The organism is Peribacillus sp. YIM B13477, assembly GCF_042787955.1.
Taxonomy (GTDB): Bacteria; Bacillota; Bacilli; order Bacillales; family DSM-1321; genus Peribacillus; species Peribacillus frigoritolerans.
Genome location: NZ_JBHZPD010000008.1, coordinates 52046 through 75730, shown reverse-complemented (window position 1 = coordinate 75730; position 23685 = coordinate 52046). Strand labels below are relative to the sequence as shown.

General features: G+C 40.3%; 25 protein-coding genes and 1 riboswitch. Of the genes, 7 read left to right on the top strand and 18 right to left on the bottom strand.

The genetic code is table 11. The annotated features are described in order from the left end of the window. Positions 1-113: 113 nt before the first annotated feature. The 4 genes from ACFX4H_RS20915 to ACFX4H_RS20900 all read right to left on the bottom strand — a co-directional run bounded on the left by ACFX4H_RS20915 (position 114) and on the right by ACFX4H_RS20900 (position 4047). On the bottom strand, positions 114-791 hold the full coding sequence (locus ACFX4H_RS20915; RefSeq protein WP_377436139.1) for an ABC transporter ATP-binding protein: 678 nt from the start codon (positions 789-791) through the stop codon (positions 114-116). Further along, the gene (locus ACFX4H_RS20910; protein WP_377436195.1) at positions 788-1894 is read right to left on the bottom strand and encodes an ABC transporter permease; all 1107 of its coding nucleotides are present in this window, start codon (positions 1892-1894) and stop codon (positions 788-790) included. The genes ACFX4H_RS20915 and ACFX4H_RS20910 overlap by 4 nt, the downstream gene beginning before the upstream one ends. Before the next feature lie 99 nt (positions 1895-1993). Further along, positions 1994-3373, bottom strand: coding sequence for a sensor histidine kinase (locus ACFX4H_RS20905; protein ID WP_377436138.1), 1380 nt, complete (start codon positions 3371-3373; stop codon positions 1994-1996). Beyond that, positions 3370-4047: a response regulator transcription factor gene (locus ACFX4H_RS20900; RefSeq protein WP_053533625.1), complete on the bottom strand. Its 678-nt coding sequence runs from the start codon at positions 4045-4047 to the stop codon at positions 3370-3372. The genes ACFX4H_RS20905 and ACFX4H_RS20900 overlap by 4 nt, the downstream gene beginning before the upstream one ends. 322 nt (positions 4048-4369) lie before the next feature. Between ACFX4H_RS20900 and ACFX4H_RS20895 the strand changes: the two genes are divergently transcribed. Continuing rightward, entirely contained in the window at positions 4370-5626 is a 1257-nt protein-coding gene (locus ACFX4H_RS20895) for a DUF445 domain-containing protein (RefSeq protein WP_377436137.1), read from the top strand. 212 nt (positions 5627-5838) lie between these two features. Here ACFX4H_RS20895 and ACFX4H_RS20890 read toward each other — a convergent pair whose 3' ends face one another. The 11 genes from ACFX4H_RS20890 to ACFX4H_RS20840 form a co-directional block, all read right to left on the bottom strand. Continuing rightward, on the bottom strand, positions 5839-6030 hold the full coding sequence (locus tag ACFX4H_RS20890; protein ID WP_249597443.1) for a hypothetical protein: 192 nt from the start codon (positions 6028-6030) through the stop codon (positions 5839-5841). Between the two features lie 144 nt (positions 6031-6174). Further along, positions 6175-6561, bottom strand: a complete 387-nt coding sequence (locus tag ACFX4H_RS20885; RefSeq protein ID WP_377436136.1) for a hypothetical protein — start codon at positions 6559-6561, stop codon at positions 6175-6177. A gap of 43 nt (positions 6562-6604) precedes the next feature. Then, positions 6605-7075: a hypothetical protein gene (locus tag ACFX4H_RS20880; protein ID WP_034305986.1), complete on the bottom strand. Its 471-nt coding sequence runs from the start codon at positions 7073-7075 to the stop codon at positions 6605-6607. 409 nt (positions 7076-7484) lie between these two features. Next, entirely contained in the window at positions 7485-7904 is a 420-nt protein-coding gene (locus ACFX4H_RS20875) for a hypothetical protein (protein ID WP_377436135.1), read from the bottom strand. Between the two features lie 145 nt (positions 7905-8049). Further along, positions 8050-8436 carry a hypothetical protein gene (locus tag ACFX4H_RS20870; protein WP_377436134.1) on the bottom strand — a complete coding sequence of 129 codons (387 nt, stop codon included), beginning with the start codon at positions 8434-8436 and terminating at the stop codon, positions 8050-8052. Between the two features lie 148 nt (positions 8437-8584). Continuing rightward, complete coding sequence (locus ACFX4H_RS20865) at positions 8585-9607, bottom strand: ADP-ribosylglycohydrolase family protein (protein ID WP_377436133.1); 1023 nt, start codon at positions 9605-9607, stop codon at positions 8585-8587. A gap of 264 nt (positions 9608-9871) precedes the next feature. Further along, entirely contained in the window at positions 9872-10141 is a 270-nt protein-coding gene (locus ACFX4H_RS20860) for a hypothetical protein (RefSeq protein WP_076370681.1), read from the bottom strand. A 9-nt stretch (positions 10142-10150) separates the two neighbouring features. Continuing rightward, a complete protein-coding gene (locus ACFX4H_RS20855) occupies positions 10151-12112 on the bottom strand; it encodes a ribonuclease YeeF family protein (RefSeq protein WP_377436132.1) in 1962 nt (653 codons plus the stop codon). Then, positions 12109-12396 (bottom strand): YwqI/YxiC family protein, encoded by a 288-nt coding sequence (locus ACFX4H_RS20850; protein WP_034306007.1) that lies wholly within the window; start codon positions 12394-12396, stop codon positions 12109-12111. Before ACFX4H_RS20850 ends, ACFX4H_RS20855 begins: the two co-directional genes overlap by 4 nt. Then, on the bottom strand, positions 12396-12821 hold the full coding sequence (locus tag ACFX4H_RS20845) for a YwqH-like family protein (protein ID WP_283867018.1): 426 nt from the start codon (positions 12819-12821) through the stop codon (positions 12396-12398). Before ACFX4H_RS20845 ends, ACFX4H_RS20850 begins: the two co-directional genes overlap by 1 nt. A gap of 235 nt (positions 12822-13056) precedes the next feature. Next, positions 13057-14460, bottom strand: coding sequence for a M28 family peptidase (locus ACFX4H_RS20840; protein ID WP_377436131.1), 1404 nt, complete (start codon positions 14458-14460; stop codon positions 13057-13059). 271 nt (positions 14461-14731) lie between these two features. On the opposite strand from ACFX4H_RS20840, the gene ACFX4H_RS20835 reads away from it, so the two are divergent. Genes ACFX4H_RS20835 through ACFX4H_RS20825 form a run of 3 tightly spaced genes read left to right on the top strand, consistent with a single transcriptional unit; the run spans position 14732 to position 18935 of the window. Continuing rightward, on the top strand, positions 14732-15880 hold the full coding sequence (locus ACFX4H_RS20835; RefSeq protein ID WP_377436130.1) for an iron-containing alcohol dehydrogenase: 1149 nt from the start codon (positions 14732-14734) through the stop codon (positions 15878-15880). A gap of 12 nt (positions 15881-15892) precedes the next feature. Further along, entirely contained in the window at positions 15893-17503 is a 1611-nt protein-coding gene (locus tag ACFX4H_RS20830; RefSeq protein WP_377436129.1) for a GAF domain-containing sensor histidine kinase, read from the top strand. 4 nt (positions 17504-17507) lie between these two features. Further along, entirely contained in the window at positions 17508-18935 is a 1428-nt protein-coding gene (locus ACFX4H_RS20825; RefSeq protein WP_249597434.1) for a sigma-54-dependent transcriptional regulator, read from the top strand. 42 nt (positions 18936-18977) lie between these two features. Here ACFX4H_RS20825 and adhP read toward each other — a convergent pair whose 3' ends face one another. Continuing rightward, complete coding sequence (gene adhP / locus ACFX4H_RS20820; RefSeq protein WP_063592681.1) at positions 18978-19991, bottom strand: alcohol dehydrogenase AdhP; 1014 nt, start codon at positions 19989-19991, stop codon at positions 18978-18980. Between the two features lie 276 nt (positions 19992-20267). On the opposite strand from adhP, the gene ACFX4H_RS20815 reads away from it, so the two are divergent. After that, positions 20268-20567 carry a DUF3892 domain-containing protein gene (locus ACFX4H_RS20815; protein ID WP_034306021.1) on the top strand — a complete coding sequence of 100 codons (300 nt, stop codon included), beginning with the start codon at positions 20268-20270 and terminating at the stop codon, positions 20565-20567. Positions 20568-20650: 83 nt separating this feature from the next. Here ACFX4H_RS20815 and ACFX4H_RS20810 read toward each other — a convergent pair whose 3' ends face one another. Then, positions 20651-21463, bottom strand: coding sequence for a CBS domain-containing protein (locus tag ACFX4H_RS20810; RefSeq protein ID WP_249597433.1), 813 nt, complete (start codon positions 21461-21463; stop codon positions 20651-20653). 100 nt (positions 21464-21563) lie between these two features. Next, entirely contained in the window at positions 21564-22088 is a 525-nt protein-coding gene (locus ACFX4H_RS20805; protein ID WP_377436128.1) for a YbaK/EbsC family protein, read from the bottom strand. 171 nt (positions 22089-22259) lie between these two features. After that, positions 22260-22304: riboswitch (PreQ1 riboswitch) on the top strand. Between the two features lie 6 nt (positions 22305-22310). On the opposite strand from ACFX4H_RS20805, the gene ACFX4H_RS20800 reads away from it, so the two are divergent. Next, a complete protein-coding gene (locus tag ACFX4H_RS20800) occupies positions 22311-22796 on the top strand; it encodes a QueT transporter family protein (protein ID WP_034306030.1) in 486 nt (161 codons plus the stop codon). Between the two features lie 123 nt (positions 22797-22919). Continuing rightward, complete coding sequence (locus tag ACFX4H_RS20795) at positions 22920-23576, top strand: TVP38/TMEM64 family protein (RefSeq protein ID WP_249597431.1); 657 nt, start codon at positions 22920-22922, stop codon at positions 23574-23576. The last annotated feature ends 109 nt before the right edge of the window (positions 23577-23685 follow it).

The window sequence follows — 23685 nt, the reverse complement described above, 5'->3', positions numbered from 1 at the left end:
GTAACGACTAGTATCCCATCCGCTTACTGTCGGTTATCCATCCCCTTCAAGCAATTCAGGCCGCCGCAACTCCTAATTCCTTTGGAGAGGCGGCGGCCTTTTTACGTATAAATTCATCCAAATACCTTGCCATCCGTAATATTGACCACTCGATCACATAAATCCAACATTCTTTCATCATGCGTTACCATGATGGCCGCTTTATTTCTTGATTTCACCTCATGTGCAAGCATTTCAACAACATCCCTGCCTCTTTTGGAATCAAGACTTGCGGTCGGTTCATCCGCTAAAATGATTTCTGGATCATTCATCAGCGAACGGGCGATTGCTACACGCTGCCGTTCACCGCCCGACAGTGCTTCGGGCAGGTGATCTGTCCGATGTCCAAGTCCAAGGTGGCTAAGCAATTCGTCCGCTTTTTTCACAGTTGCTTTATCTCGCTTGCCCATCAATTCGGAAAGCAGCAGGAGCTGATCTCGTACGGAGAGATATGGCACAAGATTCGACGATTGGAATACAAACCCGATCTTTTCAAGGCGCACCCGAGTCAATTCTTTTGGGGATAGTGTTGTAATATCCTCACCATTCAGCAGTAAGCGGCCTTTGCTCGGGGATAGTAAAGCACCTGCTATCGAAAGAAAAGTACTTTTTCCTGAACCTGAAGGACCGACGATGGCGACGAATTCCCCCGCTCTCACATTCAGGGAAATATCATCAAGGGCTTTCACCTTATTATCGCCTTCCCCATAAACCTTACTGACGTTTTCAAATAATAGTTTATCCCCCATCATGATACCCTCCCTATTGCTTCGATCGCATCTATCTTCGCTACTCGGTATAGTGATAGCAGCGAACCCAATACGGATACAGCCAAAAGTAATACGGAATATTTAATGACCAAATCGGCACTCAATTCAAATGGCATTCCTTCTGGCATGATTAAAGTGACGCCGAATGTCAGGGCAACACTGATGGCTATGCATGTCACGGCAAGCAGCATTACTTGACCAACGATGCTTTTTGCCAGGTAGCCCGTATTGGCCCCCAGTGCTTTAAGGACTCCAAATTGATTCGTCTTCTGCAAAGTAATCACATAAAAGAATACGGCCAAAACGAAAGCTGCAATGACAAACAAAAAGGCAATCATCATCGTCAATGTCCCCTGTTCCTCCTTGAACCCTGGTATACTCTGAAGTGATTCTTCTTTAGAAATGAGCGTTACACCTTCAGGCAATGATTCACGTACATTCTCTTCTGACTTCGAATCCATTTGCACGGCTATTGCGCTGATTGAGTCTTTACCTTGATTTTTCAATCCAGGATTAATCTCCTGCCACCCCTTAACATTCATGTAAACTGCCGGTGTATGGCTGTAAGACTGCTTTTCAGTAAAACCAACAATGGTGAAAACCTTACCTGATAGGTCATCTTTAAGTGAATCACCCAATTTATAACCGACTTCTTTTAAAGAACGATCTGCAACGACTTCACCTTGTTTCTTATTGTCATAGCTCGTTCCTTCTATGACCTTCGGTGCTAAAATCCCACTGGCATTAGTCGCAAAAATCGTGACATCCGTTTTCTCCGAAGAGCCGATTTTATTCAATGTGATCATCATTTGCCCAAGTCCTTCGGCTGCTTTAACATCCGATATAGCCCGGATTTCATCCAGCTTTTCCATCGATATGATCGATCGATTCAATTTATTTTTAGAGTCATGCTCCATGACGAAATAGTCAGCCTTCATGTTTTGTATGGATGAAGCATTATCTGATGAAAGTCCATTAGCTAATCCTGAAATGATAAAGACAAGCAAAGCGACCAATATCATGATCAGTCCAATCAGCAGATAACGTAACTTTGAATGCTTTAGTTCACGTATTGCCAAAAACATCATTTCATCTCCCTTTTCTTTTGTTTACCAATCAAGTCCTGCTTCAATCGGTATGACTCGATTGTAAACACTCAATATGAATGGAAGATGAACAACTGATTACATAAAGGGCAGCCGTATATAAAAAGTGGTCCCTTTACCAAGTTCACTTTGGACTTCAATCGTTCCTCCATGAAGATCAACCGTCTTTTTCGTGATCGAAAGTCCTAATCCGCTGCCTGTTTCACTCCTGTTCCTCACTTTGTCGACTTTATAAAAGCGATCAAGGATAAAAGGGAGGTCTTCTTCTGGAATACCGATGCCCGTATCCGCGATCATCACTTCAACAGTACTGCCTATACTTTTAATCCGAATATGGATCGAACTGCCGCTTTCCGAGTATTTAATGCTATTGGTTATCAAATTCGTCCAAACTTGATTTAAAAGTTTCTCATCTGCAGAAATGACGATTGACGGCAAATCCATTTCGATCACCATATCTTTTTCCCGCCAATTCCATTCCAGCATGAACAACACCTGCCGGATTTGCTGCGCTAAATCAAACTTTGACCGCTGCAGTGGATCTTCTACCTTATCCAACGAAGCAAGCATGAGCAGCTGTTTGCTTAACGACGACATGCGCCTGCTTTCTTTTTCAATGATGGACAAGTACTGATTTCTTTGTTCTTTTGTTAATTCCTCCGATTGGAGGGTTTGGGAAAAACCTTGGATGGATGCAAGTGGAGATTGAATTTCATGAGATACATTCGATACGAACTCCTGCCTCATATCATCCAACCGCTGTATGCTTTGAGTCATTTTCGAGAAATGCTGGGCCAAATCCCCTATTTCATCGCTTCGGGTGACATTCAATTCACTACTATAATCCCCATCGGCGATTCTTTTTGCAGCTTCCGTTAATTTCGTAATTGGCTTAACGATGAAGCGTGTATTAATGATCACAAATAAAAAACTAAGAAGTAGCGTCAGTACGAGCAAAACTGCAAGGAAAAAGCGAAATTCGCCAAACTGCAGCTCTATATTGGGCCTTACAAACAATGCATGCTTTTCGCCATTCACGTTAATCGGGACCCCAATGCTATTAATTAATACATCTTCAAAAAAACCGGTAATAAACAACCCATTATTATAATTGGCGATCCCTTGATAGGTATTTCCATTCAAAACTTCGGAAATCGTGTCGCGGTCCAAACTCGTATCCCGAAACGGCTCACCATATAAAGTTCCTTCACCCTGTTCATTAAATAGATACATTTGATAGTGCAAACCTGCAATATGATTTAAATACGCATCAATATCCTGATCAGGATTCTCCTCATATAAGGAGACGATCTCATTTGCGACTTTGCTTATCTTCTCACCATTGTTGGGTTTTTGAACCTGATGATAATAAACATTGGAAATTAAAAAAGCGATGACACTGGCAAGCACCATGATCAAAATGGTTTGAATAACTATCCTGAAATAAAGTGTTTTCACTTCTTGTTGACCTCCAGTTTATAACCTAAGCCACGGACAGTCGTTATGACAAAGTCATCGGTCCGGCCGGCAAAACGTTCCCTCAACCGTTTAATATGGACATCGACCGTTCGATCATCCCCTGCAAAATCGGCACCCCAAACCAGTTCAATAAGCTGCTCACGCGTAAAGACCTGATCAGGAAAACTCCCCAGCTGGGCCAGCAGCTCAAATTCCTTAAGCGGCAGGAGCAGCGTATTCCCCTTTATTCGCACTTCGTAACTTTTACGGTCAATCACCGTTTGATTCAATGAGATGGATTCAGAATTCACCATACGGTATCTTCGCAATAGCGCTTTTATTCGAAATAGAAGCTCCCTTGGCTCAAATGGCTTCACGAGGTAATCATCCGTACCCGCAAAGTACCCCTTTTCCTTATCGATAAGTTGATCTTTAGCTGTCAATAAAATGACGGGCAGATCATATTGATCCCGGATTTCCTTACAAAGATCCAGTCCGTTTTTATACGGCATCATTATATCGACAACAGCCAGATGGATCCGTTCCTTCTCCAGTAACAAGGAAGCTTCATTACCGTCCTTCGCTTCCGATACCATGTACCCTTCCTTTTCCAAGTGAAATTTAAGCAACTCCCGAATATGCCGATCATCATCCGCAATTAATATATGTATCAAAGAAACCACATCTCCACTTCTTTTATAGCCCTGGCTAAACATACAATAGCAATAATTAAACCTGTAAAACAACAAATACTAATTCAATTTCCGGTTCCTTATAAACTAGTTTGCCACTAATTTCGATTCATATTGAAATGCTTTATAAAGTGTCATTACTTAATAAGTGTTTTCCCATTCTCAAATAAATGAACTTACTGCCTTTGTTGGGAGTATTTTTTTGAACTACCTGCTATACTACTACTAGATAAAAGTAAGACATTAAACATATGGATGATTCGTTAATAGTAATTGAATTTCATTTTAAGGATGAGAGAATATAATGTCACCAAAAATAAAATCGTCAAGAAAAATAGCTAGATATTCACTAATTATCATGGGGGCGGGTTATATTGCAACCACTCCATTTCAAGGTTCATTGCCTTTAGATTTATTAAATGGAGGGTTTGAAGCTGGTTTAGTCGGCGGATTGGCAGACTGGTTTGCAGTCACTGCATTATTCCGCCATCCGCTTGGATTACCAATCCCCCATACAGCGCTTTTGCCCAACAATCGTAAAAGAATGACAAATGCACTTGTATCGATGTTAAAAAACGACTGGCTTTCTAAGGAAAGCATTCAGGACAAAGTAAAGCATATTCCATTTACTGAAAAATTGATCCCTATTTTAGGAAAAGAGATTGAAAGTGATACTTTTAGAAAAGTCCTGATTAAACTGATCAAGCAAATGATTGGTTATATAGATATAGAAAAGATTACACCTTTCGTTGCAAAAAAAATTAAAGCATCACTTTCTAGCATAGACATGAGCAAGATTCTACATTTAGTAAGTTCAGAGTTACTTAACGAAGAATTTGATAAGAAGGCTTTGGATCATGTTTTGAAAAAAGCGGAAGATTGGTTAGGAAAAAAAGAAACCAGTCACCGACTTGGCACTGTTTCCATGGATGTACTCAGCAAGATTGAACTGGAAGGTATGCTTCAGTTCGCCGTTAAATCCATTCAAAGTCTACTTAACGAAGAGAAACTTGGGAATATCATCCAAAACCTGCTATTAAGTGTCGTAAATAATTTACAAAACGAGAAAGAACCAAATAGAGAGGCTTTAATCTTATATATCAGGAAAGAGATACAAGGCATTAACCATAACCGGGAACTGTTAGAAGGAGTTGAAAAATGGAAAAAACAACTTCTGACAAAATGGGAGCCCGAAGCGACAATAGAGGGAAGCCTAAAACAAATTCAACAAGAAGCATTGGATTTCGTCGAAGATGAACATTTCATGGATACTTACCTGACTCCAATGATTCATCATATACTGGACAATATTAAGGAAAATAGCACCCGCATCGATCAATGGATACAGAAACAAATTACTGTTCTCATTGAAAAAAATCATACGCAAATCGGCAATCTTGTACAAGAAAATTTAGATAAGCTAGACAATGAAACGCTGATTGATATGATGGAAAATGGTGTAGGAAAAGATTTACAATGGATTCGTGTGAACGGAGCGGTCTGCGGTTTTATCATAGGGCTTATCCTAACAGGTGTACAGGCTCTGCTTAGGCTATTATAATCCAGCCACCTTCGGGCGATTTGGTAACGGCAGGATACTGTTGTTACCAAATCAACTGGGACTGATTCGTTTTTCTGAAAATGAAGAGATAAACAAAAAGCCAGCCAAGGTTTTCATGAAACACCTCGGCTAGCTTTTCCTTTTTATCAATAGACTTAGATTACAGGTACACATATAAATCAAAGCTCCACTTAAAGCAGGGCTTCAATTAACTAAGGGTTGGATTGCTGATCACTAAGCCAGCCATCAATATGATCCAAATTAAAAATCAGCAAATTATCGATGGGTCTGAGGTGGGGTATCTTTTTATTCAATATTAGATCATTGATTTCCTCTTCCGTAATTGGATAATTTACCGACTCAAAGTAAATCATCAAACTTTTTATACCATAGGCTTTCCTCATTTAATCACCTCCCACCAAATTCTCCTTATTCAATATAAAGAAAACTTAGTGCTAGATATTAAATGGAAGACCGCTTAATACTATATACCCACTTTTTGAAGAAATAATCGCTTTTACTTTATGTAGGCGCTTTAAATCAGGAAATTAATCTAATATATAGGGTTTCCTCTCCTCGATTATTTTCACTTCATCCCATTCCACAGATTTGGAGTACATAAATTTATCTGTTCGTTCAAACCCCATCTTTTTAGCAAGTTCAGTGTTTGTTGTATCCAACAATACTTTTCCAGTTCTTCTTTCTTCAGATGCTGTAAAGAACTCTCCCTTATATATTGCCTTCGAATTTATCTTAAATAAATTTTCTACCTCTTCTACAGAAACATTTTTTATATAGATATTTTCATCTAAATGTTTGAAACCTTGAGATAGATCAGCATGCTTATTACTTATTAACCTTATAGACTTATCTTCCAGTAGACTAAAACTATACTCGCTACCATTATGTATTGCATACTTTCCTTTTCTTATCATAGGTTCCTCCAGATAAGTATTTATCATCAAAATTAAATTGCATTCATATACTATTCAACTTTATTATATAGTCTCTAACTTCTCCCCTAGGTATAACCTTCCTGCTTTCAGGTAAATCTTCAAATATTAATAGTGGTTTTTTCACCTCAATAATCGATTCTATGTCGTTAAGAGGCACGTCCTTTTTAAAAACAAATTGCTCTTGCTTTTCGAATTCATAGCAGTCTACATCATTACTATCCATACTAAATAACGAAATCTCATTTTCATCCAAGATATGCCTGCCTAATGAATATGGCTCAAACTCTTTACCTTTGTAAGCTACCAAAAACTTTAGTTCATAAACTAAATCAACTTCTTCTTTAGTCACATCCTTGATAAATAGATTTGTCTTATTCCCTGTTTGATCAAAAACTTCACGAAATCCTTGTTCAGGTTCATGGGTTCTTAGTCTTAACCTGTCGTTACGGATATTTAAGAGGTAATCCTTATGATTATATATGGCATATTTCACCTTTAGCTTCACCTCGTCTAACTTGATCTTATTTAATATTTTATAATGTCACTTGTATTGAAGAATGAATATTAATTCAGAAGTTCCAAAATTGTTTTATAAAAATATTCACATGCATCATCTTCTGTATCAAATTTCTTTAAATTTGATTTCAACCCACGTTCACTATAATAGACTTCCAAAATATTATCTCTTTTATTTAAGTAAAGTACCTCATTATGTAGTCCACCATTAAGGCTATATAGATTTTTGGAACATTATCTTTAATTAATAATTTCTCCAATTCCAACTTTTTCAAATTAATTCCCTTCCCGTCTAATTATGTACATTTTCTTTTATATACTTAACCTCAAGAAATATATAATCCGAGTTATCTTCTTACACGATTCAGATATACACCTTTTTCTTTTTATCTTTTAAAATATAGTATGCTGATTCCTGCATCACATGACCTTGGATCATACCATTGCGTAATCTTACCCCATTCAAAAACATTTTCAGACAATATACCATCTGGATACCCAATTTTCTCTGTAAGCCATGCACCATGCTGAGATAGTTTTTCTTCATAGTCCCATTGGTTAATGGATGGATCATTTACTTTCAAATAAACTCCCGATATTAAATTATTTTCAAATGATAATCGGACATTAAAATATTTGCTACCTAATTTAGGTGCCTTTAAAAACCTTAAAGATTCATTATGACTATCAAGGGTTATAGATTTAAACATACTTGAAGATTCTTTTGTTTTTATATCATCCAATTTACAGTTAGGAAAAATAAAAACACCTTCTATTTCCAACTCTCCCTTTTTCAGATTACTCATCCCTTAATCCCCTTCTGTATCCTTTAAAAAAATTCAAAATTTTTTGATCTGTAATCTTTTTCTTAAGTTAATTTAAATCTTTCATTTTGATAACACTTGTATCCTGTATCTCTTCGTAAGTCTTACTAATTGTAACGATTTATTTTTAATCAAACGAAAACAGTTTTCGCTCTTCTATTATTTCAACTTCATCTAAATTTACATTTTTAGAATAAAGATATTTATCTGTACGTTTAAAGCCATATCTTTCAGCTAGTTTTAAATGAGGAGTTGATAGAAGAATTTTTCCATTCTCGCCATTAGAAGCTCCAAACAACTCTCCTTTATATTTTGCAAAAGAATGAATTAAAAATAGCTTTTCTACTTCATTTAAGGAAATAACTTTTGTATAAATATTATCTTTATAATGGGTAAATCCATAATTCATGTCTTCCTTGTTATTGCTTATTAGTTCTATAAATCCTTTGCTTTTAGATTCTATGAATCTATACTCTTTCCCATTATAGATCGTATACTCACCTTTTCTTATCATTTTCCCACTCCATTATTTAATTTTCCATCACCAATAATAAACTGCTTCGCTTCCCGTTTAACATAGCATATACTGGATACTGGACATAAAAAACCCCTATAAAAGTCTTTTATAGGGGTTTTTTTATAGTTAATATGGGTGATTTACATCAATCTCCATACTTTTCTTTAATGGCTTTATCTGCACAAAAACTATGGAATTGGTTGATTAATTCATCAATATCTTCTTTTCTGATGATTTTCTCAAGCCATTCTTTAGGAATGTCGTCCATTTTATAGTACATACCTGCCATTGTCCCTGTAATGGCACCTACTGTATCCGTATCATCCCCTAGATTCACTGCTGTTAAAACGGCATCGCTAAACGAATTTGAATTTCCTAAACACCAAATGGCTGCTTCCAACGTATGAACGACATAACCATCTGACTGAATTTCTTCTTGTGGTAATGAAAAGAAATCTTCCTCAAAAATCCTTGAATAGGATTGCAGCTCTTTTTGGTATATATGATGTTTATCAAAATTCTCATCAAAAAGTTTTTTTGTTTGTCTTATTGCATCTTCGGGAGAATTATTATAATAAAGTCTAAGTAAAAACTCGACATAAATAATGGAACCTACCACAGAACGCGGATGTGCATGTGTTACTTCCGTATACTTTTTAATGGTTTGGATTTTTTCAATGAAATTAAAGTTATTAAAAAGGATAAATGCCACGGGAGCAACCCTCATCAACGCTCCATTCCCATTATCAAACATGGCATTTCCGCCACATTCTGGCGCTGGGGCTCCATTTTTAAACTTGATTATGGCTTCACTGGTCGTTCTGCCAATATCGAACATTTCATGATGTGGTGTCCAATAACCAGATTCCATATACTGAACGAATTTTTGCATGAGCTCAGCTGAATCGCCTTTTTCAATTAAGTTTTCAATTAAACATAAAGTTAACGAAGTATCATCCGACCAAGTGCCTGGCGGCTGATTATAGGTTCCATATCCCGTTATATCATTAATAGCAAAAGTTCCTCTTTTTTTAAATTCAACTGGAACACCAAGCAAGTCTCCAACAATACCGCCATACAGGCTTGGTAATACTCTTTTCTTAATGGCTAAACTCATAAACATCTTGTTATCGTCTTCCCATCTGTCTACCATTCTTCTGCCTGTCATTCTTTACACCTACTTTTTGTTTAAGTACCATTTTGTCTGCTTCTGTACTCCTTGCTTAATTAATTGTGCTTCTATACTAACACTATAATATTTTTCCATTTAATCACAAAGGAAAATCATAAAGTATTTCAAATTAATTGCTTATATTTCACATACAAAAATTTATACTGTCAATGTCATAAAAAAACCTTGAAAGGCATAAAGCCAATCAAGGTCTAAGTTAAGGCATAAAGTTAACTCTAGTTAATTTTGTAACAACTATTTTTATAATAATTCTTTATTTAATTTTTCAGCTTTATGTAACTCTCCTAATAGTGGATTTTGATAGTCACTATAACTATCCATATAAGCCCTTATGCCACCAATTATATTTAATTCTCTAATATCTTTATTATTCTCCAATACTGTCAATGCATTCTTATATCTTTTATATATAAGTTGTAAAACTCCACTAGTAATTTCATTATAATAATCATTTTCAAGATTATTTATTACAACTTTTATTTGGTTGATTAACTGTTTTTTCTTATCCATTTTATCCCCCTATCTACTTGGAACCCCTCTAATTTCCTTTATCCATTCTGAAGACCACCCTTGGGGTAATAGTATTTGATCTCCATCACCTTCTAGTAATGCTCCTGATTTTGTATATTGCTTTTCAACTCTACCTATATTTAAAACTTGTCCCTTCGGTACTTCTATAACAGCTTCATATTGTCTAGAATTTTTCCAATCAGGTACTAATGCAGTATTTATTTTTGCATTTATTCTATTTCCAGCTGGACTAGTAGTGACAAATGCTCCATTAACTTTTGCTCCACCACCATAAGTTCTATAAAATGTAATATTTTCTTCTGTAATTACAGTTCTATAAATACCATCAGTAAATGATTCACTTATCCAATCAGGTAAATCTACTTTTTCAATTACTTTAACCTTTTCATCGATATTCGTTGAATATTTACCAAAGGTTTCAACTTTACCCGTACCCTTAGGAATACTCTCCCCAGAAACACCCTCTACTTTGCTATCCTTCACCGTAAATTTCTGATAGGCTTCCTTAATTGTCTGCTTTTCCATCATAACTTGGCGAAGGGTTTGTCCTCCTGCAAGGGATACTTGTTCCATACTTATCCGTTTAGGGATTTCTTTTTTACCGATTTGTTCACCTATATTTTTTAACGTGTTTTTTCCTGATCTCGCTATGTCAGTTATTGTAGTTTTTGCGTACTGAACCTGCTTTTGCGCAAATTCCTTACTGTAAGGGACGAACTTTGTACTACTTGCTACTTTATCGGCAACCTTCGCCGCACCTGCCACACCGCCGATGCCAAGTGCCATCAACAGCCCGTTCTGGCGCTGTTCCTCGGTTAACTGGTTGCCGAACATGTCTTTGCCGGTGGCTGCTTCGCCGAGGCCGTTGGCTGCGAGGAGTCCATATATTCCGTATTCGGTTTTCTGGAGGAGGCTAAAGCCTTTTGTCGTTTTATAGGCATCGAGCGCGTGGTCCGCTGCGTTGAGCCCTTTGGCCGTTTTGTATAGGGCGCTGCCGCCTTTGATGGCCCGGCCGGCCCAGCCGACGACGGGGATGAATCCAGCGGCTGCCATGGCGCCGGCGGCGATTCGTTCAGCATCGGACAGCTTGCGGCCCGTTACTGGATCGACTCCGGTTGAGGCCCTGATTGAATCATAATATCCCGTGAATTCCCCTGTAAAGGTTTTTGTCGTATCCCAGGCTTTTTCGTACCATGGACGATTTTCGAGTTCTTCCATTTCCTGTTCGATTTTCCGGGCTTCTGCTTGTTCCTTTTTGAAGGTTTGATAGTCTTTCATCTGACCGGCGACTTCATCCTTTACTTGATAGACGTCACTGCTCTTGAATGCCGATTGGTTGAATGTCATCGGCGAAATGTTGCCGTCCTGTTTGGTCGCATCAAGCAAGGCACGGAAGAGGCCAACGGCCACGTTTTCCTGCCCGATGGACACATCATATTCCTCGACCAATTGCCGGTCGACATTCTCGACCTTTGTCACGGTGTCATCCAGCCTGTGCCCGGCCAGCGTGATTTTTTCATTAAAGTCCTTTTGGTCGAACATATCAAGAGTCAGGATATCGTCAATGCTGCTCAGGATCCTTTGAAGATCGTTCGCTTGTTGATCAACAAGCGACTTCGCTTGGTTGATGCCGTTTGAGACTTCGCCATCTAAAAAGGGGACCTCGACCACCGTATTTCCGGAGAGGTCCGCTTCTTCCAGACTGGCCGGTATGCCTTCCAAAAAACTGATCTGGGTCGTGAATAGTTCCATCCAGGCGTCCGCCACCTCGATTTGTGCTTCATAGAAGCTTTTGATGGCGGTAGCACCGGCTCCCTGGAACTCGTCATCCAGGCCGACGATGCCCTGAAATTCCTTTTTCAGGGCTGTGACTTCCTTCTTTAGTTCTTCATATTGCTTGGCGCGCGACTTGGTTGCGGCCGTCAATGTCTCGGCTTCATATATCTTCATCGCTGATACCCATGTGAAGACGTATGGGCGATGGCTTCATCCTGTTCTTTTAATAAGTCAATGTTGGCACGGGTATCTTCCACATTTTTCTGGACGATTTTGATATATTGCTCGAAGACCTTCTCCAGGTTCGTTTCGCGGTCGATCCATTTCGAAGTGAATTCCAATTTATTGTTGCCAAGCTCGCCTGCCGGCAAATTTCCAAGCGTGACTGTACCAAGTGCCGTCTTCACTTGATCGACTTGCTTCGTTACGGCAGGATGATTCAGTTTGATTGTCGTCATTAAAACAACCACCCTTTTAAATATGATATTTTGCTTTCCAATTGATCTATGACGGCTTCTCCTTTGCCTAAAAGAACATCCGCTTCATGTGCTATCGTACCTGCTGCACTCAGAGCCTTTTTCTCTATATTAAGCATTATGATTTTACCGTCGATTTTCTCTTGATAGTCATCATAATCATCATGAATGATCGTTGACATTGCCTTGTATGCATCACTGCGTGCATCTTGAAAGTCTTCTGCACGGTTTCCCGTCCAGCTTTTTGCCAAGTCCGGATTTTTAATTTTATCTATTTCCCCAAGACAAGCATTCTGTTCTTCTTTGATTTGTCTTTTTGCCTGCTCCAAACGATTGATTTTTTCATTCACATCGGAAGTTTTACTAGAGAGGGCAGAGTGAATTTCACTCAATGAATTTGCATACACCTAAAAAATCACCTCAAACATACTATTCTCATTATGTAGACTGTCATATTTTTCATAATTTTTATTATAAGGATTATAGTCTTAGAGTTAAATAGGGATAAATAAGCTATTTATGCTACGGAATTAGGAAATTCAGCCCGCACACTCCAATTCCAAATTAGACTTTTTACCCTCGCATTTCCATTTTTAAACATAAAGAAAGGGTGCAGGCTGCACCCTCTGAATATTTACTGCATTATTTGAATTCCTTTTCGCCAAATAAATGCGGAACTTTCACCTTTTTCCCTTTTTTATGATTGAAATCAGGTTTTTTAGCTTCGATTTTTGCTTGGTCATAGACAGCTGTGCCGACAATTTCAGCAACATCTTGAAGCTTTTCTTTTGAGATTTTATCAATGGTATCATCAGGAGTATGATACCAGGGCTCTGATGGACTGTGGATGAATAAAGCAGCGGGTATTCCAGCCTCAGCAAATGACACATGGTCACTTCTGCCGCCTTGTCCATATGGAGTCGGCTCACCATTCAGTCTTGTACTTGATGCCTGGGCCAGCTCGGTTACAAGGTTCATTTCTCCATCATTAGTCAAAATGACCAAATCTCCGGCATCCCTGCTTCCCACCATATCGAGATTGAAGTTTGCAATGGTCCGCTTGATATCATCATCAGGGAGATTGCTCACATAATGCTGCGATCCCAACAATCCATTTTCCTCTGCCCCAAAGGTGACGAAGCGAATTTCCGTATCTGTAGGAAGATTCTTCAGAACACGGGCAAGTTCAAGGGTGACGGATGTTCCAGATGCATCATCATTCGCTCCGGGTGCCCCCGCGACGGAATCATGATGTCCGGTAATATAAATGATATCGCTCTTTTTTGCTTTATTGTTCTTTGTTGCTTTTTTCGTTGCCACTACATTATAAGAGGTTTTTTCTCCTGAATGGGCTCCTTCAATTTTTAATGATGCTGTCAATTTGACTCCATCATTCAATTTTTCCAAAAGGGCTTCTCCATCCTTTTTGGTGATCGTGACGGATGGAATAAACTTGTCATTATCCTCTCCGAGTGTCCCGTTTAATTCCCCATCTGCATTATTGAATAGGATGACGCCCGCTGCCCCTTTTTCCGCTGCATTCAATACTTTCTCTGCAAAAGTGAGGTTCCCTCTTTGTATAAGGGCAATCTTCCCTGCAACATCGGTTTGCTCAAGCTCTTCTTTTGTTCCTAAACCGGCATATACAACGTCACCGGACAGGTCCCCATTAACTGAATAGGTTAAATGATTCACTTGGATTTCCCCATCAAATCCGGCAACGGATAGCTCGACCAGATTTGGGTCTGTATAAGATAAAAAACTGAACTCTTCGATATCGGCATTATAGCCATAAGATTGGAATTGCTTTTTGATGAATTGGACGGCTTTATACTCAGAATCCGTACCGGCTACCCGAGGTGTTTGTGAGAGGTATTCAATATTCTTGTAGATTTTATCGGCATCGATTCTTTTAATGACTTGCTTGTCCGTGGATGGCTCAGATATCACCGGCGATGAATGCGGCGCTGCTAAAGCGGTGGTTGTCCCGGCTGTCCCGAGTGTCAATGCTGTAATTAATGTTAACGACAGAAATTGTTTTTTCATAGATTGCCTCCCAGTTTAATAGTTTCTACCATGATTTTACAATATATTAAAAATGCTAACTAGGTAGGTTTATCCCTATTCATGCATGTCTAAAGTAACGAATTTACAAATACAAGAAATAATCAGGTGATTTGACCTGTATCAAAAGTCCTTCTTCATTCGATATTTTGTCATATTATATAAAAATACCTGTAATCCAAACAGGATTTTCGCACTTTTTCGGGAAAATAATACAGAAGATATTGAATTTTTACAGAGAGAAGGCGCAAAGATGTCGATAACTAAATTCGTGATGCCGGAAGTGATTTTCGGTAAAGGTTCGATTGAACAAGCCGGTGAGTCCTGCTTGCGGCTGGGTGCCAAAAAGGCGCTGATCGTAAGCGACTCCGGGGTGGCCAATGCTGGCTGGTTGGATAAAGTCATTGAATCCTGCCAAGATGCAGGCCTTGCTTTTGCTACCTTCATTGAAATGACGACCAATCCGAAGGACAGGGAGATCGAAGCCGGCTGTTTGGCATTTAAAGAACAAGAATGTGATGCCATCATCGGTTTGGGCGGAGGCAGTGCTTTGGATGTTGCCAAAGGGGTAGCCCTTTTAGTAACGAATGGCGGCATCATCAGTGATTATGAAGGTGTTGATAAAGTCCACTCTCCCCTCCCTCCCATGGTGATGATCATGACCACTGCAGGATCGGGTTCGGAAGTATCCCAGTTTTCGGTGATCGTCGATTCATTCCGCGAGAAAAAAATGACGATCATTTCAAAATCACTCGTCCCCGATATTGCAATAGTCGATCCTGCCACCTTAACCACCTTGGGACCGGATTTGACCGCAGCTACCGGAATGGATGTGTTAACCCACGCCATTGAATCCTATGTTTCAATCGCTGCGACACCTTTGACCGATGTACAAGCTAAAAACGCGCTTTCCATCGTTTCCCGCCACTTACGCCCCTCTGTTGCATCCAGGCATAATGAAGAAGCAAAAAAAGCGATGGCGATGGCAAGCCTGCAGGCTGGACTGGCTTTTTCCAATGCCATTTTGGGAGCTGCCCATGCCATTTCACATGCCCTAGGCGGCAAGTACCTCCTTCCGCATGGTGAAATCAATGCGATACTCCTTCCCCATGTCATGGATTTCAATCGAATTGCCTCACCAAGGCGATTCAGCGAGATTGCAGACATAATGGGCATCGATACACGGGCATTGACGGAGCAGCAAGCAGGAATGGCTGCCATTCACTTCGTAAGGGAATTATCACAGGACATAGGGGCTCCCAAGAGTTTAAGTGATGTCGGCATTACGAAAGAAATGATAGATTCCATAGGGATGACCGCTCTTGAGGATGCCTGCATGATCACAAACCCCCGTGATATGTCCTTAGAACAGATTAATCAGCTGCTTCTTACAGCCCTATAAGAGGTGAAAAGCATGAACAAACATGAATTGATAGATTTAATGACAGGCGTTAAATCTTCAAAAAAAACGTATTACACGGAACTTAAGAAAACCGTGGATCAGCTGAAGAAGAAGAATATGCAGCTTGAAATCATTAATGACATCACAAAAAATATGAATATGGAAATCGACATCCAAGAGATTCTCCGAAATGTTATTGAAAAACTTAAGCAGCTCATTACCTTCGATGACAGTCATTTTGTCATATTGTATGAGGAAGAACCTGCCCTGCTTCACATCTGCCCTAATGGTCACTGCGATCTTGAAATGGATCCCAAAAACATGTTACACCCTTTTCAGGAATTCTCATCGGCCTTGAAAGAAAAGCAGCCGATTCAGGTGGAAGTTAACCAGTTACCGGACTTCCCAGAAAAGGATCGTCTATTATCCCTTGAGATCGAATCACTTCTATTAGTCCCTTTATACGGAAAAAGTAAAAAAATCGGAATTTGGACTTTCGGCAGGAAGAAAAAGAAAACATGGCATGAAGATGAACTCGAATTTCTTGAGCAACTATCCAATCAGCTTGCGTTAACTTTGGAGAATGCCCAGCTTTATAAGGAAGTTCTTCATTCCAAACAGGAGTGGGAGGATACATTCAAAGCAGTTGAAGATATGATCATCGTCTTCGATCACAAAGGAACGGTCTATCAATCCAATGATTCAGCCAGGGGCTTTTCCAACTTGGTTCCTTTAATTGAAAAATCGCAAAATCTGATTCAAGATACCTTTTCATTTAATAAGCCAGGGTTTCAGGAAATACTCCTTCATGATACCATCTTGGAAATGCATGCTTACCCAATACAGAATAAGGAGCATCAAGTATATGGGGTCATTGCTTATTATAAAAATGTCACCGAAAGAAGACAGATGGAAGTCCAGCTATTACATGCCGGTAAACTTGGGGCGATTGGTGAAATGGCAGCTGGGATTGCCCATGAGTTGAATAGCCCATTAACGGCCATTCTTGGTAACTCGCAAATTTTATTACGGAAAACCCCACAGGACAATCCGGATTATATGCTATTGGACGACATTAAGATTTGCGGGGACCGATGCAGGCAAATCGTGAAAAGCCTGCTTACCTTTTCTAGGCAGGATGAGTATAGGTTCCACTATTACTCTATTAACGAGGCCATTCACCAGGTTCTGAACCTATTGAAGTTCCAACTTGGGAAGAAGCAAATCTCCCTCCATCTTAGCCTTCAGGAAGACCTTCCTTTCATAAAGGGCAGCCAGCCGCAGATCGAACAGATCATCATCAACTTGCTATTGAATGCCAAGGACGCATTGGATGAGTCCGCGCAAACGGAAAAATTGATTTCGATCGCTACCTATTCAGAAAACAAGTTCATGGTGGTTCAGGTGACTGATAACGGAACGGGGATTGAACAAGAACGCCTGCCCTTCATATTCCATCCCTTTCATACGACTAAAGACCGTGAAAAAGGTACAGGTTTGGGGCTGTCTGTAAGCCTTGGCATCGCCAAGGACCATGGCGGAAAGATCGACGTTTTGAGCATACCAGGACATGGAAGCACTTTTTTTCTAAGGCTTCCTATACAAGGAGAGGAAAGGGGATGATAAGGTGATTCATTTACTTGTGGTAGACGATGAGAAAGAGGTTGGGACTTTTCTATCCCGGCTTTTTACGATGAAAGGTTACCTCGTACAAGTTGTGAATAGCGGGAAGGAGTTTCATGAAATCGACTGGAATCAGCAGCGTTTTGATGTCGCAATGATAGATTTGAAGCTTCCGGATTGCGATGGACTTTCCCTCCTGCAGCATCTAAAACAACTGCAGCCGCGTTGCAAGGTACTGATCATGACCGGATACAGCACCGTCAAGACCGCCGTTGATGCCATGAAACTCGGCGCTAGTGATTACATGGAAAAACCCTTCGTGGATATTGAAGTACTGGAAAGGCAGATTGATAACCTATTGAATGAAAATGAAGCTTTGAACCAGCATTTCATCCATAAGCTTGCCGAGGATTCAGGACTCATTGTCGGTGAAAGTCCTTTAATGAAGAATTTGATTGAAACGTCCTTCAAGGTTGCCCAAAAATCCGTCAATGTATTAATCGAAGGAGAAACCGGAAGCGGGAAAGAAGTGCTTTCACGCTTCATCCACATAGCCAGCCCCCGAAACCATGAACCTTTTATCGGCATCAATTGCGGAGCGATCTCTGAATCCCTGCTTGAAAGCGAATTATTCGGTCATGAAAAGGGCGCTTTCACCGGAGCGACCCAGCTGCGAAAGGGTTTTTTCGAAATTGCTGGGAACGGGACGCTTTTCCTTGATGAAATTGCGGATGCAAGTCCGGCCATTCAAGTCAAATTGCTTCGGGTTTTGGAAACGCGGGAATTCATGCGGGTTGGCAGCAGCGTGACATTACGGACGAACGCCCGGTTAGTGGCGGCCTCCAATGAAAACCTGCAAAAGGCAGTGGACAAGAATAAATTTCGGGAAGACCTATTTTACCGACTGAACGTCGTGACTCTGGATATCCCGCCATTAAGGAGCCGAAAAGAGGATATTCCGTTGCTTGTCCGACACTTGGTTGAGAGAAATGGTCATGGAGATATCTCATTTTCCAATGAAGCCATTGAAAAATTACAGCAATACAACTGGCCAGGCAACATACGCGAACTATCTAATGTGGTCTTGCGCACGCTAACTCTTGCAGACAATAAGTCAGTAATAACCGCCAATGATATCTCACTATCCAACAGCCAGATCACACCTGACAAAAATGTGTCACCTGAGATACAGTCAACAGAAAACCTTCTTGAAGAGTGGCGAAAAAGGCTGGTGGCTGATTTTAATGAGAAGGATGAACTGATGCTTGAAGAAATCCTTACCGAAATCAAACAGCTTCAATCAACAATTGGAAAGGAGCTCGTCATGCAGGCACTGCAAAAAACCTACGGCAACCGGAATGAAGCTGCCAAACGCTTGCAAATATCCATAAGGAAATTGCGCTATATATTAAATGAGAAGAGCCAGACATAATAAAAAGGAGGATGCTCCGTTCCAGGGCTTCCTCCTCTGTTCCTATTCTAGCGTCAATACGATGCGGCCGTTGATTTCTCCGTTTTCCATCATTGAAAACACGTCATTGATTTCATCAAGCTTTCTTGTTTCAATATTCGTTCTGACTTTACCCTCAGCCGCAAATTGAACAGCTTCCTGTAAATCTTTTCTCGTCCCGACGATGGACCCTTTTACAGTCACCCCATTTAACACTGTATCAAAAATCGGGATTGGAAGTTCATCATTCGGCAATCCGACTACGACAAGTGTGCCGCCCCTCTTGACTGAACTGTAAGCCTGTTCGAATGCTTTTTTCGTAACCGCCACAGAAATGGATGCCTGCACGCCGCCAACCTTATCCTTAATGGCCTGTACAGGATCGGTCTTAAGCCCATTAACCGTGTAATCCGCCCCCAGTTCCGTTGCCAGATCAAGCTTATCATCTTGAATATCGACAGCAATGACATTAAAGCCCATCGCTTTTGCGTATTGCAGGGCAACATGCCCCAATCCGCCAATTCCATAAATCGCTACCCAATCACCAGGTTTTGCTTCTGATACCTTAAGCGCCTTATAAGTCGTTACACCTGCACAGAAAATCGGTGAAATCTCCGCAAAATCAAGCCCTTCAGGAACCTTCACCACATATTTGGCTGGTGCTTTACAATATTCCGCATATCCGCCGTCCACGGAATAGCCTGCATTCAATTGGTCCAAGCAAAGCGTTTCCCTGCCGGTCAGACAATATTCACAATCGCCGCAGGCCGAATAAAGCCAAGGGATCCCAACACGGTCACCCACTTTCAAGGAAGTTACGCCTTCCGCCACCTTTTCTATAATGCCAACACCCTCATGTCCCGGGATAAGCGGAAGCTTGGGTTTTACCGGCCAATCACCATGTGCAGCATGTAAATCGGTATGACACACGCCACAGGCCTTAATTTTCACTAATATCTCACCATATTCCAATTCTGGGATCGGTACTTCCTTAATCTCAAGTTTTTGGTTAAATTCATTGACGACCGCCGCTTTCATTGTCTTGACCTGTTGTTTTGCATTTACAGTGCTTGCCCCTTGTTTTACATTCATGATTACTATTCCTCCCTTAATCTAGTGGATATTATTTCTTGCTACTACTTATACAAGATGCAAGTGCCATGCCACTGCAAAAAGGCCAAGAAGACAGCATTAACAAAAAAAAGTGCCGAAAGATCGGCCCATTTGGACGAAATAACGGCTCAAGTTGGACGAAATCCGGTTTGTATATTGCAGGAAAAATGGTTCACCCTATAAATAGGAGGTGTCTAAAACATGGACCAATTTGAAGAAGCCTATGAGTCATATAAGCAGCAGGGAACACCGCAAGCAAACCAAAGTGATTCAGCAGCAGGAAAAGAAGAAATCATCGCCGTAAGGAAAAATGAAGAGGACAATATTATCGCCATCAAGACGGACTCCGGCCGTGAACTCGACTACCCCACAGCCCTTGCGGAAGCCAAAGCTGGCAACCTGGCCAACGTTGACGTCTTTCATAAATATGGTCGTGACATATTACGGAGTGAGCCCGATGGAATAAAAGAAAATAACCTGGATCAACTGCCGGAGTTTTGAGTTATTCGGGGAGACTGCCTGATACGGGCAGTTTTTTTCTATCTGATGCGCAAAAAAAAAGAACCAGCATGATTAGCCGGATCTCATTTTTCATAAGGATAGGATTCAGAGATTTCGAGCAGTCGGCCGCAGGACTCGACAACCTCGATGATTTCCATCCATGACATGTCCAGACCCAGTTCATTAGCATGGGAAATCTTATCCCGTAATTTTCGGATGGCATTCGCATCCTTCTTCCCTTTACTTTTGGAAGGGATTTGGAAGAAGTGCCTCAATTCTTTATCTTTATGTATAATATCGAATTTATCACTGATTTGCAGGCACTCTATTATATTGATATCCTCATTTTTATCGATTCTCCTTTTATATAGTTCGGTTGCCTTCTCTAAACGGTCTTCGCTGATCATTGGATACCAGCTGCCATCGCCGAATCTATCCAGGATGATATCGCTCATCCTCATCTCCAATAAGGTAATATATCCGAATATCAACATTCTGATCGGAGGCTTTTGGAGGTCAGCATGGGTAATCAACATTTTAATTGAATTATTCTCTAATACGAACACCCTTGTCTTATTCTTAAAAATATGGAGAAGCTGGATCAAAGGGGTTGAATTCGAAACCATTTCCCTTGGTGAGAAGTTTCTCATATATTCAGAAATACTTCCCTCACCTAGTTCTTGCCTTTCTATATATCCGATGATTTCCCCTTGATCTTGGACTGCCAATATATCAAAATTCTTTTTTTTCATTGCTTTCTGGATATCCAGCGCCAGATCATTTTTATGGCAAAACTCAAGCTCCTGGGCAATGCTCTTAACCGTTATATTTTCTTCATAAAGAGTTTTAAGACTCAGATAGCTGCCATTGCTTTTTCTTTCGCTTCCATTTAACATCTTTCAACCTCCGATCAGGAACACTTTCTGCCCGTTTTCAATAATAGAAATGAATGCGGCCCCCCGCAAATAAAGTTCACTTTAGTGGACTCCATCCCATTCAACAAATGCCATCAACTGCATTTCCAGCCTCCGTTTCCACATTCCCCTTTTCTTCCCACCCCTTACAAACATCCACCCAATCCTTGGCACCTGAATATTCAAATAATTCAGCGAGTTTAAGTTCTATTGCAGAGTTTGAACTGCCGCAAGCCGGAAACAATGACTCGAAGCGCTTCATCGATACATCAAGAAAAACAGCTAAATCGTTTGCCAGGCCAAACGGGCAAACGCCTCCGATTGCATGGCCGGTCTGTGCAAGCACTTCATCAGGTGAAAGCATTCGTGCCTTGAAACCGAACGTCTGACGAAATTTCTTATTATCCACTTTCGCGTCCCCTGCGGCAACGACCAAAATCGCGTGTTCACCTTCCCCTTTAAAGGAAAGGGTCTTGGCAATCCGCGCTGGGATAACACCGATGGTTTCCGCTGCTTCAATTACCGTGGCACTAGATGTTTCGAACTCCTTTACGTCGCCTTCCCGATTCCATTGTTTAAAATGGCTTTTGACACTTTCGATCGACATATTAATATTCACTCCTTTTTATGTACATATTGAAATAATATCATCCTTCATTGCAATAATTCAAAATCCAATTGTGCTGCTTCATCTGATTGGAAACCTATAATTAAAACCATTCTTTACAAATTGACGAAACAAGCTTACATGGGCTACTATTAATCATCGGGTAAACGCCTGCACGTGGTTCGTAACCATCCCACGATAAAAAACTAGGGAGAGAGTAAAATGAATGTTCGTACACTCGTGATAAACGGGTTATTGGCTGCCTTGTATGTGGCGGTCTCATTGGTGTTTAAACCAATAGCTTTTGAGATGTTCCAATTCCGTGTACCGGAAATGTTGAATCATCTGATTGTATTCAATAAAAAGTATATCTACGGTATCGTTGGAGGAGTCTTCATATCGAATCTGCTCTTTTCGCCGATGGTGCCATATGATTTGATTTTTGGGGTGGGCCAATCCCTGCTCGCCTTATTGCTTGTCATTTATGTTTCTCGTTTCATAAAAGGCATTAAAGGACGTATGGTCGCTACGATTATCTTTTTCACGTTCACAATGTTTTTAATTGCAATTGAACTGAACCTTGCCTTTGGCTTGCCATTCTGGCTAAGCTGGATGACTACAGCTGTCGGTGAGTTCGTTGTCCTTTTGATTGGAGCGCCAATCATTTATGGAATGAACAAAAGAATTCAGTTTGAAAAGTGGCTTTAAAAGGAATCTTCGCGCCGTTAAGCCACTATAATGGAAAAGAGCTGTCTGCATGATGCGGCAGCTCTTTTTTTTCACCATTGAACTCGAAAATGATAAACTATTAGTAAGAATGGTGGTGGCCCTTTGAAAAAAGTCCTGACCCTAATCGGTCTACTTGTAATCGCAATTTTTATATACTCTAATGCAGAACTGTTCACTTTGGTTTGGAAAAGTGATTTGGATTCTGTTATTGGCATATTGAAGGAAAATCTCTTGCTTACATTTATTGTGACATTCGTATTGATGTTTGTACAAAATTCTTTTACAATCATCCCCTTAATTTTGCTCCTGACCATCAATGTCACGATATTCGGATTCATATATGGCTATCTATGGAGTTGGTTTACAAGTGTTGTTGCCTCAGGATTCATTTTTTATGCAGCAAGAAACTGGTTTCAGGAGCTTCTTTTAAAGAAGATTGGTGAAAAGTGGCAAGAATCTGTAGTGGAGCATGGCTTCATGTACGTGTTTACAGGCAGGATTTTCCCGCTTATCCCCACAAGCTTAATTAACTTGGCAGCCGGAGTCAGCACCGTCACTTTCAAAGACTATTTATTGGCGACGGCACTTGGCAACCTTATATACTTTTTCTTCCTATCACTGATTCCTTATGGACTGCTATCTGTCGAAATGAACCAATATACGCTAGCTGCTCTTGCACTCCTTTTCTTACTATTCTTCATGGTCTATAAGCGTGCAAAAAAGAAGAAGAAACTAACCTTCTTCAGAAAAAACAGGTGACCACATTGGCCCCTGTTTTTTTATTTAGAGATTCTGCATATATTTTTTTCCGATAGTTTGTTAAAATGTGTATGTATTTTTACCTTTGAAATGTCTTAAAAACAGGGAG

Bases quoted from the DNA above. Each gene is read 5' to 3' on its own strand.
- ACFX4H_RS20815 (WP_034306021.1), top strand. From the start codon at position 20,268: ATGGACCAATTTGAAGAAGCCTATGAGTCATATAAGCAGCAGGGAACA.
- ACFX4H_RS20890 (WP_249597443.1), bottom strand. From the start codon at position 6,030: ATGAGGAAAGCCTATGGTATAAAAAGTTTGATGATTTACTTTGAGTCG.
- ACFX4H_RS20810 (WP_249597433.1), bottom strand. From the start codon at position 21,463: ATGTTAAATGGAAGCGAAAGAAAAAGCAATGGCAGCTATCTGAGTCTT.
- ACFX4H_RS20895 (WP_377436137.1), top strand. From the start codon at position 4,370: ATGTCACCAAAAATAAAATCGTCAAGAAAAATAGCTAGATATTCACTA.
- adhP (WP_063592681.1), bottom strand. From the start codon at position 19,991: ATGAAAGCGGCGGTCGTCAATGAATTTAACCAAAAACTTGAGATTAAG.
- ACFX4H_RS20855 (WP_377436132.1), bottom strand. From the start codon at position 12,112: ATGAAGATATATGAAGCCGAGACATTGACGGCCGCAACCAAGTCGCGC.
- ACFX4H_RS20850 (WP_034306007.1), bottom strand. From the start codon at position 12,396: ATGACGACAATCAAACTGAATCATCCTGCCGTAACGAAGCAAGTCGAT.
- ACFX4H_RS20840 (WP_377436131.1), bottom strand. From the start codon at position 14,460: ATGAAAAAACAATTTCTGTCGTTAACATTAATTACAGCATTGACACTC.
- ACFX4H_RS20800 (WP_034306030.1), top strand. From the start codon at position 22,311: ATGAATGTTCGTACACTCGTGATAAACGGGTTATTGGCTGCCTTGTAT.
- ACFX4H_RS20870 (WP_377436134.1), bottom strand. From the start codon at position 8,436: ATGATAAGAAAAGGTGAGTATACGATCTATAATGGGAAAGAGTATAGA.
- ACFX4H_RS20885 (WP_377436136.1), bottom strand. From the start codon at position 6,561: ATGATAAGAAAAGGAAAGTATGCAATACATAATGGTAGCGAGTATAGT.
- ACFX4H_RS20860 (WP_076370681.1), bottom strand. From the start codon at position 10,141: ATGGATAAGAAAAAACAGTTAATCAACCAAATAAAAGTTGTAATAAAT.
- ACFX4H_RS20910 (WP_377436195.1), bottom strand. From the start codon at position 1,894: ATGTTTTTGGCAATACGTGAACTAAAGCATTCAAAGTTACGTTATCTG.
- ACFX4H_RS20805 (WP_377436128.1), bottom strand. From the start codon at position 22,088: ATGTCGATCGAAAGTGTCAAAAGCCATTTTAAACAATGGAATCGGGAA.
- ACFX4H_RS20835 (WP_377436130.1), top strand. From the start codon at position 14,732: ATGTCGATAACTAAATTCGTGATGCCGGAAGTGATTTTCGGTAAAGGT.
- ACFX4H_RS20830 (WP_377436129.1), top strand. From the start codon at position 15,893: ATGAACAAACATGAATTGATAGATTTAATGACAGGCGTTAAATCTTCA.
- ACFX4H_RS20865 (WP_377436133.1), bottom strand. From the start codon at position 9,607: ATGACAGGCAGAAGAATGGTAGACAGATGGGAAGACGATAACAAGATG.
- ACFX4H_RS20875 (WP_377436135.1), bottom strand. From the start codon at position 7,904: ATGAGTAATCTGAAAAAGGGAGAGTTGGAAATAGAAGGTGTTTTTATT.
- ACFX4H_RS20915 (WP_377436139.1), bottom strand. From the start codon at position 791: ATGATGGGGGATAAACTATTATTTGAAAACGTCAGTAAGGTTTATGGG.